This is a genomic window from Pseudonocardia humida, assembly GCF_023898865.1.
GTDB lineage: Bacteria > Actinomycetota > Actinomycetes > Mycobacteriales > Pseudonocardiaceae > Pseudonocardia > Pseudonocardia humida.
In genome coordinates, this window is record NZ_JAGSOV010000003.1 from 55,326 (window position 1) to 71,737 (window position 16,412).

A 16,412-nucleotide genomic window follows, 5' to 3' on the forward strand; every position below is an offset into this window, starting at 1 on the left:
CCGTCACGCCTCCGCGGGCTCGTCGGCCGGGGGCGCCCGCCGCGAGACCGCCACCAGCACGGCCGGCTCACGGCTCTCGTTGCGCAGGGCGACCAGCCCCAGCCCGGCCAGCCAGAGCACCGCGCCCGTGGCGAAGGCCCGCCGGCCGCCGTCGGCGCACTCCAGCTGGACCTCACCGCTCTCCACGACGACCAGCGCGTCGCGCCACTCCTCGGCCCGGTAGGGCCGCCGCGCACCGGGCGCGACCGTGACCACCCGCTTGTCGAAGCTCGCGCTCAGCCGCCGGTGCAGGAACGACACCCGGGCCGCATCGGCCTCCCCGGCCGGTTCCATCACGCGCTCCGGGCGACCGGTGGCGCGTGCTCGCGCAGCAGCGCCCCGGTCAGCGAGACGACCCGGGCGTCGGTGGTGCCGACCAACCGGCTCAGCACGGCCCGCTCGGCCGCACCGGGCACCTCGCCCCGCCGCACCGCCCCACGCGCCCGGCGCAGGGCCGCGGTCAGCTCCGCGCGGGAGGCCCCGAGCAGCGCGGCGGCGTCGGCGGTGGACCAGTGCAGGACGTCGCACAGGATCAGCACGGTCCACTGCGCGGGCGGCAGCGGCCCGGCCGCATCCGACGGGGCGTCCGCGGGGAGGTGTTCGGGAAGGTGCATGTCGGGTACGACCGCCGGCCGGCCCCGAACTCATCGCCCGGCACCGGACGAGGCCCCGGGGGTCTCGCGGGACGGGCGGGTCAGCGGTCGCGGAGGAACTCCGCCGCGGCGTCGTCGCCGCCGTCGTCGCTGCCGTCGTCGTCGCTGCCGTCGTCGCTGCCGTCCTCGTCGGGGACGAGGTGCACGGCGGCCTCCTCGGCGGAGGCGGCGCCGCCGTCGATGCCGACGTCGCTGGCGAACAGCTCCTCGCCCTCGTCGGCCAGCCGGCCCGAGCGGGTGTCGCCGACCTCGCGGTCGCGCAGCTCGCCGTCGGTGTCGGAGGCGTCGCCGAGGCCGTCGCCCTCGTCGGGGGCGCCTTCGGGGAGCTCGCGGCGCAGGCGGGCGCCCAGGGACTCGCCCGCGGCCTCCTCGGCCGGGGTGGTGCCCCAGTCGTTCACCGCGTACGGGCGCTCCGGCGGCGAGTAGCCCTCGTCGAGCTGGTCGCGGTCGAGGAGGGTGTCGGAGGGGTCGAGCAGCCCGTCGTCCTCGGTCACGTCCGGGGAGGTGTCCTCGTCGCCGTTCATCGCCCCAGCCTCCCACCGGCGGCGCCCTCAGGCGCGGCCGGGTCCGCTCTCGTCCAGGTGCAACCGCAGCATCGCCGTGGTCGCCCACGCCGGGGGGCGCCCGCGCAGCGACACCAGCACCATCGTGGCGAACGCCAGCGGCACCGACCACAGCGCGGGCTGGCCGAGCAGGATCGCGGCCAGCCCGGGCGGCGAGCCCAGGAACAGGTCGACGCCGATCACCCCGGCCGAGGACAGCAGCCCGACCACGACCCCGACCGTCGCGCCGCGGGCGGTCAGCCCGCTCCACCAGATCCCCAGCACCAGCAGCGGGCAGAACGTCGACGCGGCCACCGCGAACGCCGAGGTGACCAGCACCCCGACGTCGATGGACGCGGCGGGCAGCGCCAGCAGGACCACCGCGGCGGCCGCCGCGAGCGGGGTGAACCGCAGCCGGCGCAGGGAGCCGGGCACCAGGTCGTGCGACAGCGCCCCGGAGACCGCCAGCAGCAACCCCAGCGAGGTGGCCAGGAACGCGGCGAACGCGCCCGCGGTGAGCAGCGCGGTGAACAGCGCGCCCGCCCAGCCGGGGTCGACCCGCGCCGGCAGCTGCACGACGACGGTGTCGGTCGCCCCGGACAGGTACAGCTCGGGCAGCAGCAGCGCGCCCAGCAGCCCGTACACGCCGGGGAACAGGTAGAAGGCCCCGAGCATGGCCACCGTGATGGCCGCGGTGCGGCGGGCGCCGCGCCCGTCGGGGCTGGTGTGGAAGCGGATCAGGATGTGCGGCAGGCCCATCGTGCCCAGCACCGTCGCCACCAGCACCGACCAGGTGGCCAGCACCGGGTGCCCGGCGTCGCCGGGGTCGAGCAGCGGGCGCCCCCAGCCGGGCCCGCCCGGCGGCCCGCCCCCGACCTCGGGCACCGCCGCGCCCGCCGGGAACGTCCAGGTGCTGCCCGCGGCCGCCTCGTGCGGACCGGGCGCGAGCAGCTGCGGCGGGTGCCCGTCGACCGCGACGGCGGTCGGCTCGGTCAGCACGACCGAGGTCTCCAGCCGGAACTCCACCGGGGTCGGCGCGGCGAAGCGGCTGAACTCGACCGGGGCCAGCGCCGCCGCCCGCGCGTCCGGGCCGACCGCCAGCACCAGCCAGACCGCCGGCACGATGAACAGCGCCAGCTTGAGCACGAACTGGAACGCCTGCACGTAGGTGGCCGCGCGCATGCCCCCCAGCGCCAGGGTGATGCTGACCGCCGCCCCCGCCACCACCACGCCCACCCAGTACGGGCTGCCGCTGACCACCCCCAGCACCTGCCCGGCCGCGGTGAACTGCGGCACCAGGTACAGGCAGCCGATCACCAGCACGACGACCGCCGAGAGCCGCCGCAGCCCCGGCGAGCCGAGCCGGGCCTCGGCGAAGTCGGGCACCGTCAGCGCCCCGGTGCGCCGCATGGGCGCCGCGACCAGCGCGAGCATCGCGACGTAGCCCGCGGCGAAGCCGACCGGGTACCACAGCGCGCCGACGCCGTCCTTGACCACCAGCCCGGCCACCCCGAGGAACGACGCCGCCGAGAGGTACTCCCCCGACACCGCGGCCGCGTTGACCGTCGGCGAGATGCGCCGCGAGGCGACCAGGAAGTCCGAGGTGGTCCGCATGGCCGCCACACCACGGGCCCCGATCAGCAGGGTCACCAGCAGCACCGGCACGACGGCCAGCAGCACGGACAGGACGTCGGTCATCCCGGCCGCACCGGGCGGGTCGACCGCGCCCGCGCGGTCCGCCCGGGGTGCCCGATCCGCTCGGCCCGCTCGGCGCGGCGTAGCTGCCAGTGCGCCAGCGCCACCAGCAGCGGGTAAGGCAGCACGGCCACGGCCAGCCAGGACAGCGGCACCCCGACCACCCGCACCGCGTCCAGCTCGGGCAGCGCGGCCAGCAGCAGCGGCAGCCCCAGCAGCAGCACCCCGAGCAGGCCCAGCGCGCTCAGCGCGTGGCGCAGCTGGCGGCGGTGGATGCGCCGGGCGCGCTCGGCCTCACCGGCGGACAGGTGCGGCGGCACCGCCGGGGCGCCGCCGCGCCGGGACGAGAGCGCGAGCCGGGTCTGCGGGCTGGTCACCGCGACCCTGCGCTGGCGGGTCATCCCCCGCTCACCGCCCCGGCCCCGTCCCCCGACCCCCGTCGAATGCGCCCCGGGTCGCCGCCTCGAGCAGGTGCTCGCGCAGGTCGCGGGCGTGGCGGCGGCTCACCGGGACGTCGCCGACGTCGGTGTGGGCCAGCAGCCCGCCGGACAGGTCGCTGCGCAGCTCGCGGACGGCGTGCACGGCCAGCAGGTAGCTGCGGTGCACCCGGCTGAACCCGGCGTGCGCCCAGTGCTCCTCCAGCCGCGACAGCGGAATGCGCACCAGGTGGGCGCCGCCGGGGGTGTGCAGGCGCACGTAGTCGCCCTGGGCCTCGACGAAGCGCACGTCGTCGCGGCGGACGTAGCGGGTGCGCCCGCCCAGCTCGACCGGCACCGCGGCCAGCGCGTCGACCGGCGGCGGGGCGGCCCCGCCCCCGGTGACGGCGTCGCGGCCGGTCGCGGCGAACCGGCGCACCCGGCCCAGCGCCGCGGCCAGCCGCTCGGCGCTGACCGGCTTGAGCAGGTAGTCGACGGCGCCGATGCGGTAGGCCGACGCGGCGTGCTCCTCGTAGGCGGTCACGAACACCACGACCGGCGGATCGGTCATCCGGGCCAGCAGCGCGGCCAGCTCCATGCCGTCCATCCCGGGCATCGAGATGTCGAGGAACACCGCGTCCAGCGGACCGGCCTGGATGAGCCGCAGCGCGGTGAGCGCGTCGCCCGCGGTGACCACGTCGGCCACGTCGGGCGAGCCGACCAGCAGCCTGCGCAGCTCGTCGAGCGCGGGGGCGACGTCGTCCACGGCCAGCACGCGCAGGCCGCCCGCCGCGGCGGACCCGGCCGCGTTGCCCCGGCCGTTCACGACACGACCACCCCGGGCTGGAAGCGCGGCAGCCGCACGACGACCCGCGTGCCCGCCCCGGGCGCGGTCTCCAGGACCAGGCCGTAGCCCGCGCCGTAGACGGTGCGCAGCCTGCGGTCGACGTTGACCAGGCCGAGGTGGCCCGGCGTGCCGCGGCCGGCCAGCACCGCGGCGGCGTAGTCGGGGTCCATGCCCGGGCCGTCGTCCTCCACCGTGATCACGCACTCCGTCCCGTCCGCCTCGCCGGTGACCTGCACCAGGCCGCTGCCGCCCGGCAGCTCCACGCCGTGGCGCACGGCGTTCTCCACGAGCGGTTGCAGCGCAAGATAGGGCAGCGCGACCGGGAGCACCTCGGGGGCGATGCGCAGCTGTACCCGCAGCCGCTCGCCGAGCACCGCGCGGGCCAGCGCCAGGTAGGCCTCGATCGCCTGGAACTCCCCCGCGACCGTGGTGTGGTCGCCGTGGCGGGCCAGGCTGTGGCGGGTGTAGGCGGCGAAGTCGAGCATCAGGTCGTGGGCCCGCTCGGGGTCGGAGCTGACGAACGAGGCGATCGCGGTCAGGCTGTTGTAGACGAAGTGCGGCGAGATCTCCGCGCGCAGCGCCCGCAGCTCGGCCTGCTCGGCGACCTGCGCGGAGGCCCCCAGCCGGGCGCGCTCCAGCGCCTCGCCCACCCACAGCGCCGCCTCGCGGACCGCCGCGCCGGAGACCGGCCCGGCCACCACCAGCACCCCGGCCAGCTCCGCCCTGGCGTGCAGCGGCACCGCGACCAGCGCCCCGTCGGCCGCGCGGCTGTCGCTCTGCAGGGCCCGTTCGGCCAGCTCGACCGCCGCGTCCGGGCGCTCGGGCCGGCCCGACCACACCAGCGCGCCGGTCAGCCCGCCCAGCGCCGCGGCGTCGGCCTCCAGCAGCCGGCGCAGCCCACGCACCGCCCCGGGCACGCCGGGGCCGGCGAGCCCGTCGCGCAGGCCGGCGGCGATGCGGCGGCCCGCGGCGAGCCCGGACACGGCCTCGCGACCCGCCCCGCGGGCGCGGGCGAACCCCGGCCAGCGCCGCCCGCCCCGCGGTGCCGCACCCGCCTCCACCGCCATCGACTGCCTCCGTCCCGGAACCGAGACGGTAGGACATACCGGGCGTCCCCCGCGACCGCGGTCCGTGATCGCGGCGGCGTCTTCGCAGACTCTCCGTGCTCCTCGCAGAGGCACCTGCGAGGAGCACGGGGAGTCCGCGAGGACGGGCTCGGATCACGTCGCCGGAGGCACGACGGGGGGTGCGCTCAACCCCGTCCGGTCACCATGGCCCGCGCCGCCGCGGGCAGCGCGTCCGCGGTGAGCGGGCGGCCCGCCGCCAGCGCGGCCGCCGCCTCCGCCTCGACACCCGCCCCGACCAGCACCGAGGCCGCGGCGGCCGGGGGGAGCGCGGTGAACCAGCGCAGCCCGGCGGCCTCCCGACCGGCGGGCGTCGGGGTGCCGAACACGCGCAACCGGGCCATCCCGCCGTCGGGGTGGATGTCCAGGCGCACCGCGTCGACGGGCGTCGTGCCCGCCCCGGTCCCGGCCAGCAGGTAGCGGTGGCGGGTGTCGGGGCGCAGCGGCGTGCGCGCCAGCAGCTCGCGCCACGGACCGCCGCCGACCCGCCCGCTCAGCACGGCCGCGCCCGGCGCGTTGTGCAGGAAGTACGAGGTGTCCAGCACCACCGCCGCGAGCGTGCACTCGGCGCCCAGCCGCACCTCCACCCAGTCGTTGCCGTCGTCGCGGCGCCGGGCGGTCTCCCAGCCCTCCCCCATCGACCGCGCCGGGCCGGGGACCAGCAGGTTCTGCGGGGAGCTGTAGAACAGGTTCGAGCAGTCGGTGACCATCCCGCCGTTCTCCAGCGCCGCGACGTCGACGGTGCCCAGCGCGTCGAGCACGCGCACGTCCGGCACGGCCTCGCCGTGCACCCGCAGCCGGGCCACGCCGCCGTCCGGGTGGATGCGCAGCCGGACGTGGGTGAGCAGCGATCCCGACTCGACCGCGAAGGAGTTCTCCGAGTCGCCCGCGACCCCCGACCGCGGGACAAGCTCCTCCCAGCCCCGCGCGGTGGCCGGGTCGACGTCGTCGCCCGCGTACAGGCCCTGCACCGACACCTCGGGCGGGTAGTTCCCGGTGAAGAACGCGGTGTCGACGACGACCCCGCGCACGATCCCCGCAGCGCCCAGGCGCACGATCGCCTCGTCGTGGCCGGGCTCGCGGCGCCTGCGCGTCTCCCAGCCGTCGTAGACCTTGCCGCGGTGGCCGAACTCGGTCGGGTCGAACACCGCGGGACCCGGGGTGATCAGGTTCTCCCGGGCGGCGAAGGACTCGTCGTTGGCGTGCACCACGCTCCCGCCGAGGGTGCGCAGGGCCAGGTCGGGAAGCTGTCGGAAGTCACCCACGCCCCAGTCTCCCCCGGCGGCGCCCCTGCGGGGTACGCCCTGCGGCGTGATCCCCGCTCCGGTCACGACCGCGAGCCCACGGCACCTTCCAACCGGTCGACCACGTCGGCCAGCGAGTCGGCGTCGCCGACGTTGCCGGCGAACACCACGTAGGGCAGCCCCGCGGCCGGCCCGGAGACGGGCTCCCACAGCGACACGATCCCGGGCAGCAGCGAGCCCCGGACCACCGCCCGGTCGATGCCCAGCGCGTGGGTGGCCACGTCCGACGAGGTGATCCCGCCCTTCGCGACCACGTAGCCGGGCCGCCGACCGGCCACGACCCGGCCGACTGTGCGGCTGAGCGCGGCGCTGACCCGCCGCGCGACGTCCAGGCTGGTCGCCTCGTCCGCGCCGGTGACCAGGGTGCGGGAGGTGCTCAGCACGACCGGGCCGGAGGCCAGCGCGGCCGTGGCCGCGGCGACCGCCGCGTCGAGGTGCTCACCGGCGCGGGCGTCGTCGAGCAGGGTCGGGACGTCCAGCTCGACGGCGGCGAACCGGCGCCGTTCGCCCAGCCGGGCGAGCTGGGTGCTGGTCAGCGCCACGTGCGAGCCGACCACGACCAGGCCGTGCGCGTCGGACCCGACGAGGTCGGCGAGGGTCGCGTCGTCGATGGGTGGCTGGGCGTCCTGCCCGACCCGGGCCCGCACGAAGGACGGGCCGATCCGGTAGACCAGCCGGGCGCCGCCCCGCTCCGCGGCCAGCACGGCCAGCGCGACCGCGCGCAGGTCGTCGTCGACGGCGGAGTCCACCGCGACGACCCCGCCGCCGCGCACGGCGGCCAGCCGCGCGGCCAGGTCGTCGGTGGTGCCGGGGCGGATCGCGTCGACCGTCAGCTCCACGACCCCCTCGGCGGGGATGCGTCCACCGCTCTTCTCGGCCACCCAGTCGGCCAGCCGCGACGACCGGTAGCCGAAGGTCGCGTCCCGGGCGAACTCGCTGTCGGCCACCGGGACCAGGCCCTCGGGCGTGCGCACGTGGTGCACCCCGCGGATCGTGAGCCGCCCCGCGTCGGTGAACGCCGGTGCGAGCAGCACCGCGTCGACGCCGCCGCCGTGCTCGGCGAGGACCTCGCCGACGACGTCGGTCTCCAGCGGGAAGTGCCCGCGCAGCGTGGAGTCGCTGCGGCTGGCGAACACCAGCGCGACCCCCTCGGCCGCCGACGCGGCCAGGCACGCCTCGACGACCTCCCGGTCGCGCGCCGCGGCGCGGTCGGGGGCCAGGCTGCGGGTGTTGGTCAGCACGAAGAAGCCCGCGCCCGGCCGCCCCAGCGCCCAGCGGACGTCCTCGACGCCCCAGCGGGTGAGCACGGGCAGGTCGCGGATCGTCTGGGTGCCGGTCGGGTCGTCGTCGAGGAAGACCACCCGCGGCGCCCCGTCCAGCGCCCGGGCGACCTCGGCCGCGGCCACCGGCCGGACCGGGGGCAGCGGCGGCGAGCCCTGCGCGGCGCTCATCGGGCGCTCACCCGCCGCGGCGCAGCAGCTCGCCGCGCGGCGGTCCGTCGGTCGGCGCGCCGCGCAGGTACGTCGCGCGGACGACGCCGTGCAGCCTGCGCCCCGCGTACGGCGTCACCGGGTTGCGGTGGTGCAGCCGGCCCACCTCGAACTCCTCGTCGGGGGCGAACACCACCAGGTCGGCGTCGTGGCCCGCGACGATGCCGCCCTTGCGGGCCAGCCCGACCAGCTCGGCGGGCCGCTGCGACATCCACCGGACCACGTCGGCCGGGCCGTGGCCGCGGGCGCGGGCCTGGGTCCACACCAGCGGCAGGCCCAGTTGCAGCGACGCGATCCCGCCCCAGGCCAGCCCGAAGTCGCCGACGTCGAGGCGCTTGAGCTCGGGGGTGCACGGCGAGTGGTCGCTGACGACGAGGTCGATGGTGCCCTCGGCGAGGGCCTGCCAGAGCCGGTCGCGGTTGTCGGCGTCGCGGATGGGCGGGCAGCACTTGAACCGGGTGTCGCCGTCGGGCACCTCCTCGGCGGCCAGCGTGAGGTAGTGCGGGCAGGTCTCGGCGGTCACGCGGACGCCGTCGGCGCGGGCCTTGGCCAACCGATCCAGCGCGTCGGCCGAGGACAGGTGCACGACGTGCACCCGCGCGCCCGTCTCGGCGGCCAGCTCCAGCAGGTGCGCGATGGCCGAGTCCTCGGCCGCGCCCGGGCGGGAGGCGACGAAGTCGGCGTAGCGGGGGCCGTGCGCGTCGTGCACCAGCTCGCCGTCCTCGGCGTGCGCGATGAGCAGCCCGTCGAACGCGGCGACCTCGCGCAGCGCGTCGCGGGGGGAGGTCAGCGCGGGGAACTCCGGCACCCCGCTGTCGATCATGAAGCACTTGACGCCGAACACCCCCGCCTCGTGCAGCGCGCGCAGCTGCGCCTCGTTGCCGGGCACCGCGCCGCCCCAGAACCCGACGTCGACCGCGCACTGGCCGCGCGCCGCGGCCCGCTTCACCTCCAGCGCGGCCACGTCCAGCGTGGGCGGGAGCGAGTTCAGCGGCATGTCGACGATCGTGGTGACCCCGCCGGCCGCGGCGGCGCGGGTGGCGGTGGCGAAGCCCTCCCACTCGGTGCGCCCCGGCTCGTTGACGTGCACGTGCGTGTCGACCAGGCCCGGCAGCAGCACCTCGTCGGCGGCGAGCACGACCTCCCGGTCGGCGTCGACCTCCCCGTCACGGGCCAGCACGGCGACGATCCGCTCACCGTCGACCAGCACGGCGGCCGGGCGCTCGACGCCGTCGACCACGGCCCGGTCGGCCCGGAAGACGATCACTGTCGGCGCTCCAGGTACGCGCGCCAGCTCGCCAGCTCGGAGATGTCGATCAGCGGGGGCAGCCGCGGGTACTCGCGGCGCAGCACCATGGCCAGCGACCCGCTGCCGTCGGCCAGCTCGATGACGCCCAGCTCGAGCCCGTCGGGCTCGCCGGGCAGCAGCACCTCGCGCAGCTGGGCGGGGTCCATCTCGTAGACCTCCCCCACCACCGCCGCCCCGCCCGGGCCGACGTCCTCCAGCGCCGGGTAGCGCCCGTCGACCGCGTGGAAGCGGTAGCGCGGCGCGGTCGTGGTGCGGGCCACCAGCGGGGAGTCCCCGACGAGGTGGTGGTCGGCGCCGCCGGACATCGCGGTGCCGTTCAGGAACATCCTCATGCGGATCCCCTCGCTCGCCTCTTGCCCCGGATCATCCCGCCCGCGGTCACCGCGCGGGAGCCCCCGATCCCGATCACCCGCGCCCCCGCGCCCCGCCCGCAGGGCGTGCGGGCGTCGATCTCGGGCGGGCGGAGCCGCCTGACACGCTGCGTTACCCAATTGAGAGGTGCCTCCGGGTCCGCCTCCGCACCCCGGCGTTCTGCCTGATGGAACGCCTCCGGGCGCCGACCACGGCCCCGCCGGGCACGCCGCCTGTCGCCCCGCAGTGGTGCCAAGCCGGTCACCGGACGGTTAGCCTCCGAAACGACTACGACGGTCGGGTGAACGCCGCAGGCGCGGAGGCAGTCCCGAAGAGCAGCGCCGTCGCGCAGAGGGGGTGGCATGGGATTCACCGAGTACGTGTCCAGCAACTTCTCGTCACTGGTGTTCTACGGCCAGCAGCACTTCCTGCTCGTGCTCTACTCCGTGGCCGCGGCCACCGCCATCGCGCTGGCGGCCGGGGTGCTGCTGCACACCAGCTCGGTCAGCCCACCGAGCTGGTCGCGGCCGGTGCGGGCGGGCAGCCGCGAGACGCTGCTGCTGGTGTCCTCGGCCGCGCTCACCATCCCGTCGCTCGCCCTGTTCGGGCTGCTCCAACCGGCGCTGGGGATCGGGATCGCGCCCTCGCTGGTGGCGCTGACGATCTACGGCGTCTACCCGGTGCTGCGCAACACCGTCGCCGGCCTGTCCTCGGTGGACCCGGCGGTGCTGGAGGCGGCCCGCGGCATGGGGCTGGGACCGGCCTGGCGGATGGTCCGGGTGCAGCTTCCGCTGGCCTGGCCCGTGATCGTGTCCGGGATCCGGGTGGCGACCCTGATCCTGATCGGCATCGCGGTGGTGGCCGCGAGCGTGAGCGGACCGGGGCTCGGCCAGCCGCTGTTCACCGGGCTGGCCCGGCTCGGCGCGGTCAACTCCTTCAACCAGGTGCTCAGCGGGACCCTCGGCTGCCTGGTCGTCGCCGCGATCTACGAGATCGCCTTCTTCGCCATCCAGCGCCTCACCACCCCGAGGGGGATCCGTGTCTGACGGCAGCCGACCGATGATCGCCCTCGAGGCCATCTCCAAGACCTACCCCGGCCAGTCCGCGCCCGCCGTGCGCGAGCTCGACCTGCACGTGCCCGCCGGGGCCATCGTGATGATGGTGGGGCCCTCCGGCTGCGGGAAGACCACCACGCTGAAGATGATGAACCGGCTGATCGAGCCGACCAGCGGGCGGATCCTGCTCGACGGCGAGGACGTCACCGCGGTCGGCGGCGACGAGCTGCGCCGCCGGATCGGCTACGTCATCCAGCAGGTCGGCCTGTTCCCGCACTTCACCGTGGCCGACAACGTCGCCGTGGTGCCGCGCGTGCTCGGCTGGGACCGCAAGCGCATCACGGCCCGGGTCGACGAGCTGCTGCACCTGGTCGGGCTGGAGCCCGGCCAGTTCCGCGACCGCTACCCCCGCCAGCTCTCCGGCGGCCAGCAGCAGCGGGTCGGGGTGGCCAGGGGGCTGGCCGCCGACCCCGCCGTGATGCTGATGGACGAGCCGTTCGGCGCCATCGACCCGATCACCCGCGACCGGCTGCAGGACGAGTTCCTGGAGATCCAGCGCCAGGTGGCCAAGACCATCTGCTTCGTCACCCACGACCTCACCGAGGCGGTCAAGCTCGGCGACCGGATCGCGGTGTTCGGACCGGGCGGCGTGGTCGAGCAGTACGACACGCCCGAACAGGTCCTCACCCACCCGGCCAACGACTTCGTCGCCGAGTTCGTCGGCAGCGGGGCCGCGGTGCGCAGGCTGTCGCTGCTGCAGCTGAACCGGCTGGAGCTGGACGAGGTCACGGTGGACGGCGTCGGCGCCACCAACGGCCACCCCACCTACCGCGCCGACGCCGACGGCCGCGCGGTCGCCTGGGCGCACCTGCCCGGCACCGGGGCGGGCGACCTGCCGCCGCTGGTCACCGTCCCGCTCACCGGCACGGTCTACGACGCCGTCGACGTCATGCTGGAGGCCAGGGCACCACTGGTCGCCGTGGTGGACGACGAGGACAGGCCCAAGGGCGCGCTGCGCTGGGAGGCGCTCGTGCGCGAGCTGCCGACGAAGGGCCGCCCGTGACCGCGCCGACCACCACCGCCCCCCCGGCGGCCACGGGCGGGGTCGCCGGGCCGCCGTCGCGGCTGTGGGTGACCCCGGTCATCGTGCTGGTGGGGCTGGGCCTGGTGTTCGGCTACCTGGCCACCCAGACCCTGGACAGCGTCGAGCGGCGCACGATCAACGTCGAGACCATCACCACCCGCCTCGGCGAGCACCTCTACCTGACCGCGCTGTCCACGGTGGTCGTCATCGTGCTGGCGATCCCGCTGGGCATCGCGCTGAGCCGCCCGGCGCTGCGCCGGGTGCAGCCCGCGGTGCTCGCGATCAGCGGCTTCCTGCAGGCGCTCCCGCCGTTCGGGGTGATCATCCTGATCGCCTTCACCCCGCTCGGGCTGGGCGCCACCACCGCGATCGTCGCGCTGGTGCTGGCCTCGTTCCTGCCGGTGGTGACCAATACCGTCGTCGGGCTGCGCCAGGTCGACCGGGCGATGATCGAGGCCGCCCGCGGCGTGGGCATGTCGGCGGCCCAGACGCTGCGCCAGGTGGAGCTGCCGCTGGCGGTGCCCGTCATGGTGGCCGGGGTGCGGGTGGCCCTGGTGCTCAACGTCGGCACCGCGACGCTGGCCACCTACATCGGCGCGGGCGGCCTGGGGACCATCATCGACGGCTCGCTGCGGCTGGGCCGACCGACCGCCGTGCTGGTGGCCGCGTCGCTGGTCGCGGCCCTGGCCCTGATCATCGACTGGCTGGCCGGAGTGGCCGAGCACCTGGTCGGCCGGCGGGGCGGCTGAGCCGAACCCGGTCGGCCGCCCCGTTCCGGGAGCGGCCGGCCACCATCGAGGAGGAGAACGCGTGCACGCAGGACGAGCAGGACGGGCGCGGGGCGCCAAGGTCGCCGCGATGGCGGGGGCGGTCGCGATGGCCGTGGCCGGCTGCGGGGGGCTGAGCGCATCGGGCCCCAGCGCCGAGGGCGGCGGGCTGGCCGAGGGCGTCTCGCTGGAGGGCCAGACCTACTCGGTCGGGGGCAAGGACTTCGACGAGCAGCTGGTGCTGTGCCAGGTCGCGGTGGCCGCGCTGGAGTCGGTCCAGGCGACGGTGAACGACAAGTGCAACACCGGCGGGACCGAGGCCACCCGCAACGCGCTGCTCGGCGGCGACATCGACCTGTACTGGGAGTACAACGGCACGGCGTGGGTGACCTTCCTCAAGGAGACCACCCCGATCGCCGACGAGCAGGAGCAGTACGAGGCGGTCAAGCAGCGCGACCTCGCCGAGAACCAGATCGAGTGGATCGGGCGCACCCCGTTCAACAACACCTACGCGTTCGCGGTCAAGGAGGAGAAGGCCGCCGAGCTGAACCTCACGACGCTGTCGGACATGGCCGCCTACGTGAACTCCGGCCAGCCCGGCGCGGTGTGCATCGAGACCGAGTACGCCAGCCGCGACGACGGCCTGCAGGGCCTGCAGCAGGCCTACGGCTTCACCGTGCCCAGCCCGCAGGTGCTGGCCACCGGCGTGATCTACCAGGCGACCGCGGACCAGAACCCGTGCCTGTTCGGCGAGGTCTTCACCACCGACGGCCGCATCCCCCAGCTGGGCCTGCGGGTGCTGGAGGACGACAAGAGCTTCCACCCGAACTACAACGCGTCGCTGACCGTCCGCAAGGAGGCCTTCGACCGCAACCCCGACATCGCCAAGGTGTTCGAGCCGATCACCGCGGCGCTGGACAACCAGACCATGGCCGACCTGAACAAGAAGGTGTCCGCCGACGGGATGGAGCCGCGCCAGGTGGCCAGGGACTGGATGACCGAGAAGGGCTTCATCGGCGGGTCCTGAACCGTGCGGATCACCGCGGTCCGGGTGGACCGGTTGCGGTTCGACCTCGACCCGCCGTTCGTCGCGGCGTGGGACCCCGTCCCGCGCCGCGCGGCGGAGGCGGTGGTCGTGCGGGTGGAGACCGACGAGGGCGTGGTCGGCATCGGGTCGGGCGACTCGATGGCCGGCCTCGCCGGGCGCGAGCACCTGTTCGTGGGCACCGACCCGCTGCAGGTCCAGCGGCACGTCCGGACGATCGAGTCGATCAACTTCCACGGCGGGCGGTGCTGGCCGCTGGAGGTGGCGCTGTGGGACGTCGTCGGGCAGGTGGCCGGGCTGCCGGTGGCGACCCTGTTCGGCGGAGCGCTCGACCGGGTGCCCGCGTACGCCTCCTGCGGGGCGGCCATGGCGGCGCCGGAGCGCGCCGAGTCGGCGCTGGCCCTGCGCGAGCGGGGCTTCCGGGCGCTCAAGCTGCGCATCGACCGCACCCGCCCGGCCGAGGGCCTGGCCGCGGTGGCGGCCGTGCGCGAGGCGGTCGGGCCCGACATGGCGATCATGGTCGACCTCAACCAGTCCTGGCGGATGGCGGGCGACCCCACCCGGGCGCACGACCTGCCCGCCGTGCGCCGGATCGTCGAGCGGCTGGTCGAGCTGGACGTGTTCTGGGTGGAGGAGCCGCTGCCCTACGCCGACCGCGCCGGGTTGACCGCGCTGCGCGCCGGCACCGGTGCGCGGATCGCCGGGGGCGAGATGCTCGACTCGGTGGCCGACGTGCTCGCCCACCTCGAGCACGACCTGCTCGACGTCTACCAGACCGACGTGGTGCTGGCCCTGGGGATGTCGCGGGCGCGCACGATCGGCGAGCTGGCGCTGCTGCGCAACCGGGCCTTCACCCCGCACACCTGGACCAACGGCATCGGGCTGCTGGCCAACCTGCACGTGGTCGCGGGCGTGGGCGGCGGCCCGTACCTGGAGTTCCCCTACGACCCGCCGGGCTGGACCCCGCAGCGGCGCGACTTCATGCTCGCCGAGCCGGTGCGGATCGACGCCGACGGCTGCGTGGCCGTGCCGTCCGCGCCCGGCATCGGCGCCGTGCTCGCCCCGGACGCCCTGACGCGCTGGGCGGTCTGACCGGCTCAGGAGACCGTCGGCGCGGTCGCGGCCCAGTGCCGCAGCAAGGGCTCGGCGAGCTCATCGGCCCGCTCGTCGGGGAAGAAGAGCCGAGCCCCGGCCAGCTCCACCACCTCGCCCGCCCCGGGGATCGTGTCGCGCAGCCAGTAGGCGTCGGTGAGCGGGAAGAACGCGTCGTCGGTCCCCCACACGATCAGCGTCGGGACCTGCAGCCGGGCCAGCTGCGGTTCGACGGCCAGCAGGTCGTCCGGGCGCAGGGCGGCGATGAGGCTCTGGTAGCGGCGGGCCGACTCCGCGGTGGCCAGCGGCCGGATCCACTCCCGGAGCAGGTCGTCGCCGAGCCGGTCCGGGTCCTGGTAGCCGGAGCCGAACATCCGCCGCCGGGCGCGGTCGGGGTCGCGCGCCAGCCTGCGCAGGGCCGGGGCCAGCAGTCCCGCCCTGGCCGCCAGCACCGAGGGCAGGAAGGCCTTCGGCGGGACCCGGTCGTGGGTGTCGCAGTCGGTCAGCGTCAGGCTGCGCAGCCGGGCCGGGTCGCGCGCCGCGACGATCTGGGCCACCGCTCCCCCGGTGTCGTTGGCGACCAGGTCGACCTCCCCCAGGTCGAGCGCGGTGCGGACGTCGGCGACGAACCGCGCCAGCGCCCCGAGCGAGAGGTCCTGGTCCGGCGCCACCGGGGTGGACCCGTGCGCCGGCAGGTCGACGGCGATGCAGCGGCGGTGCGCGTCGACCAGGTCGATGACCCGGCGCCAGAGGTGGCTGCTGGTCCCGACCCCGTGGACGAAGAGCGCCACGGGCCCGTCGCCGACGTCGACGTAGCCCGCCGGGCCCGACGCCGTGTCGACCACGCGCCGGTGGCGGTCGAAGTCGGCGAACCGGTCGTCCTGCCGTGCGAGTGCCATCCCGTGCCTCCCGATAGCCTACGAAAGACCGACCGCCGGTCTGTCACTGAGTAGACCGACGGTCGGTCTGTTTGTCAACGGAGAAGGAGACCGTGAACCGGAACGCCACCCGCGGCCGGGCCACCCGCGAGCACATCGTCGCGGTGGCCACCGACCTGTTCGCCGCCGACGGCTACGAGGCCACCTCCATCGAGGCGGTGATGCGCGCGTCGGGGGTCAGCAAGGGCGCCCTCTACCACCACTTCCCCGGAAAGGACGCGCTGTTCGAGGCGGTCCTGGGCGGGTTGGACGCGCGGATCGAGGCGGCGTTGCGCCGCGCGGCCGTCGGGGTGGGCACGCCGGCGGGGCTCGTCCGGGCCGGCTGCACGGCCTGGGTGCGGCTGGCCGTCGACCCGGTGGTGCAGCAGATCATGCTCATCGACGCGCCCACTGTGCTCGGCTGGCAGCGCTGGCGCGAGCGCGACGAGGCGACGTTCCTGGGCGATCTGCGCCGGGCGCTCGCCGCGGCCGCGGAGCAGGGCGTCCTCGACCGCGGGCACGTCGACGTCTTCGCGCACGCGCTGCTCGCCTCGGCGAACGAGACCGCGCTGCTCGTCGCCCGCGCCGACGACCCCGCCGCCGCGCTCGCCGGCGCCCAGGACGCTCTGGACGAGCTGCTCGACCGGGTGTTGGGTGGGCCCCGCTCCGCCGAGCGATGAGT

Annotated in this window: 18 protein-coding genes; 6 read left to right on the forward strand and 12 right to left on the reverse strand. The window is 75.9% G+C overall.

The features are described 5' to 3' along the window. Positions 1-3: 3 nt before the first annotated feature. The 11 genes from KDL28_RS00695 to KDL28_RS00745 all read right to left on the reverse strand — a co-directional run bounded on the left by KDL28_RS00695 (position 4) and on the right by KDL28_RS00745 (position 9,751). Complete coding sequence (locus tag KDL28_RS00695; protein ID WP_252435152.1) at positions 4-333, reverse strand: cupin domain-containing protein; 330 nt, start codon at positions 331-333, stop codon at positions 4-6. Next, entirely contained in the window at positions 333-653 is a 321-nt protein-coding gene (locus KDL28_RS00700; protein WP_252435153.1) for a sigma factor-like helix-turn-helix DNA-binding protein, read from the reverse strand. The genes KDL28_RS00695 and KDL28_RS00700 overlap by 1 nt, the downstream gene beginning before the upstream one ends. Before the next feature lie 80 nt (positions 654-733). Beyond that, positions 734-1,216, reverse strand: coding sequence for a DUF5709 domain-containing protein (locus KDL28_RS00705; protein ID WP_443698366.1), 483 nt, complete (start codon positions 1,214-1,216; stop codon positions 734-736). A gap of 27 nt (positions 1,217-1,243) precedes the next feature. Beyond that, positions 1,244-2,920, reverse strand: coding sequence for a sodium/solute symporter (locus KDL28_RS00710; RefSeq protein ID WP_252435195.1), 1,677 nt, complete (start codon positions 2,918-2,920; stop codon positions 1,244-1,246). Positions 2,921-2,928: 8 nt separating this feature from the next. Further along, positions 2,929-3,330: a hypothetical protein gene (locus KDL28_RS00715; RefSeq protein WP_252435154.1), complete on the reverse strand. Its 402-nt coding sequence runs from the start codon at positions 3,328-3,330 to the stop codon at positions 2,929-2,931. A gap of 7 nt (positions 3,331-3,337) precedes the next feature. After that, on the reverse strand, positions 3,338-4,171 hold the full coding sequence (locus tag KDL28_RS00720) for a LytR/AlgR family response regulator transcription factor (protein ID WP_252435155.1): 834 nt from the start codon (positions 4,169-4,171) through the stop codon (positions 3,338-3,340). After that, complete coding sequence (locus KDL28_RS00725; RefSeq protein WP_252435156.1) at positions 4,168-5,259, reverse strand: sensor histidine kinase; 1,092 nt, start codon at positions 5,257-5,259, stop codon at positions 4,168-4,170. The genes KDL28_RS00720 and KDL28_RS00725 overlap by 4 nt, the downstream gene beginning before the upstream one ends. Positions 5,260-5,444: 185 nt before the next feature. Continuing rightward, positions 5,445-6,581, reverse strand: coding sequence for an allantoicase (gene alc / locus KDL28_RS00730; RefSeq protein WP_252435157.1), 1,137 nt, complete (start codon positions 6,579-6,581; stop codon positions 5,445-5,447). 62 nt (positions 6,582-6,643) lie between these two features. After that, on the reverse strand, positions 6,644-8,071 hold the full coding sequence (locus KDL28_RS00735) for a four-carbon acid sugar kinase family protein (RefSeq protein WP_252435158.1): 1,428 nt from the start codon (positions 8,069-8,071) through the stop codon (positions 6,644-6,646). A gap of 7 nt (positions 8,072-8,078) precedes the next feature. Further along, the gene (allB, locus tag KDL28_RS00740) at positions 8,079-9,377 is read right to left on the reverse strand and encodes an allantoinase AllB (protein ID WP_252435159.1); all 1,299 of its coding nucleotides are present in this window, start codon (positions 9,375-9,377) and stop codon (positions 8,079-8,081) included. Then, the gene (locus tag KDL28_RS00745; protein WP_252435160.1) at positions 9,374-9,751 is read right to left on the reverse strand and encodes an allophanate hydrolase-related protein; all 378 of its coding nucleotides are present in this window, start codon (positions 9,749-9,751) and stop codon (positions 9,374-9,376) included. The genes allB and KDL28_RS00745 overlap by 4 nt, the downstream gene beginning before the upstream one ends. 381 nt (positions 9,752-10,132) lie before the next feature. On the opposite strand from KDL28_RS00745, the gene KDL28_RS00750 reads away from it, so the two are divergent. From KDL28_RS00750 to KDL28_RS00770, 5 genes are all read left to right on the forward strand, one after another. Next, positions 10,133-10,816, forward strand: a complete 684-nt coding sequence (locus tag KDL28_RS00750) for an ABC transporter permease (RefSeq protein ID WP_252435161.1) — start codon at positions 10,133-10,135, stop codon at positions 10,814-10,816. Beyond that, positions 10,809-11,888, forward strand: coding sequence for an ABC transporter ATP-binding protein (locus KDL28_RS00755; protein ID WP_372496843.1), 1,080 nt, complete (start codon positions 10,809-10,811; stop codon positions 11,886-11,888). Before KDL28_RS00750 ends, KDL28_RS00755 begins: the two co-directional genes overlap by 8 nt. Further along, positions 11,885-12,658: an ABC transporter permease gene (locus KDL28_RS00760; protein ID WP_252435162.1), complete on the forward strand. Its 774-nt coding sequence runs from the start codon at positions 11,885-11,887 to the stop codon at positions 12,656-12,658. The genes KDL28_RS00755 and KDL28_RS00760 overlap by 4 nt, the downstream gene beginning before the upstream one ends. Positions 12,659-12,719: 61 nt before the next feature. Beyond that, positions 12,720-13,703, forward strand: a complete 984-nt coding sequence (locus tag KDL28_RS00765; RefSeq protein ID WP_252435163.1) for a glycine betaine ABC transporter substrate-binding protein — start codon at positions 12,720-12,722, stop codon at positions 13,701-13,703. 3 nt (positions 13,704-13,706) lie between these two features. After that, the gene (locus KDL28_RS00770) at positions 13,707-14,813 is read left to right on the forward strand and encodes a mandelate racemase/muconate lactonizing enzyme family protein (protein ID WP_252435164.1); all 1,107 of its coding nucleotides are present in this window, start codon (positions 13,707-13,709) and stop codon (positions 14,811-14,813) included. A 5-nt stretch (positions 14,814-14,818) separates the two neighbouring features. Here KDL28_RS00770 and KDL28_RS00775 read toward each other — a convergent pair whose 3' ends face one another. Then, positions 14,819-15,712 (reverse strand): alpha/beta fold hydrolase, encoded by an 894-nt coding sequence (locus KDL28_RS00775; RefSeq protein ID WP_252435165.1) that lies wholly within the window; start codon positions 15,710-15,712, stop codon positions 14,819-14,821. A gap of 92 nt (positions 15,713-15,804) precedes the next feature. Between KDL28_RS00775 and KDL28_RS00780 the strand changes: the two genes are divergently transcribed. Further along, a complete protein-coding gene (locus KDL28_RS00780) occupies positions 15,805-16,410 on the forward strand; it encodes a TetR/AcrR family transcriptional regulator (protein ID WP_252435166.1) in 606 nt (201 codons plus the stop codon). Positions 16,411-16,412 lie beyond the last annotated feature (2 nt).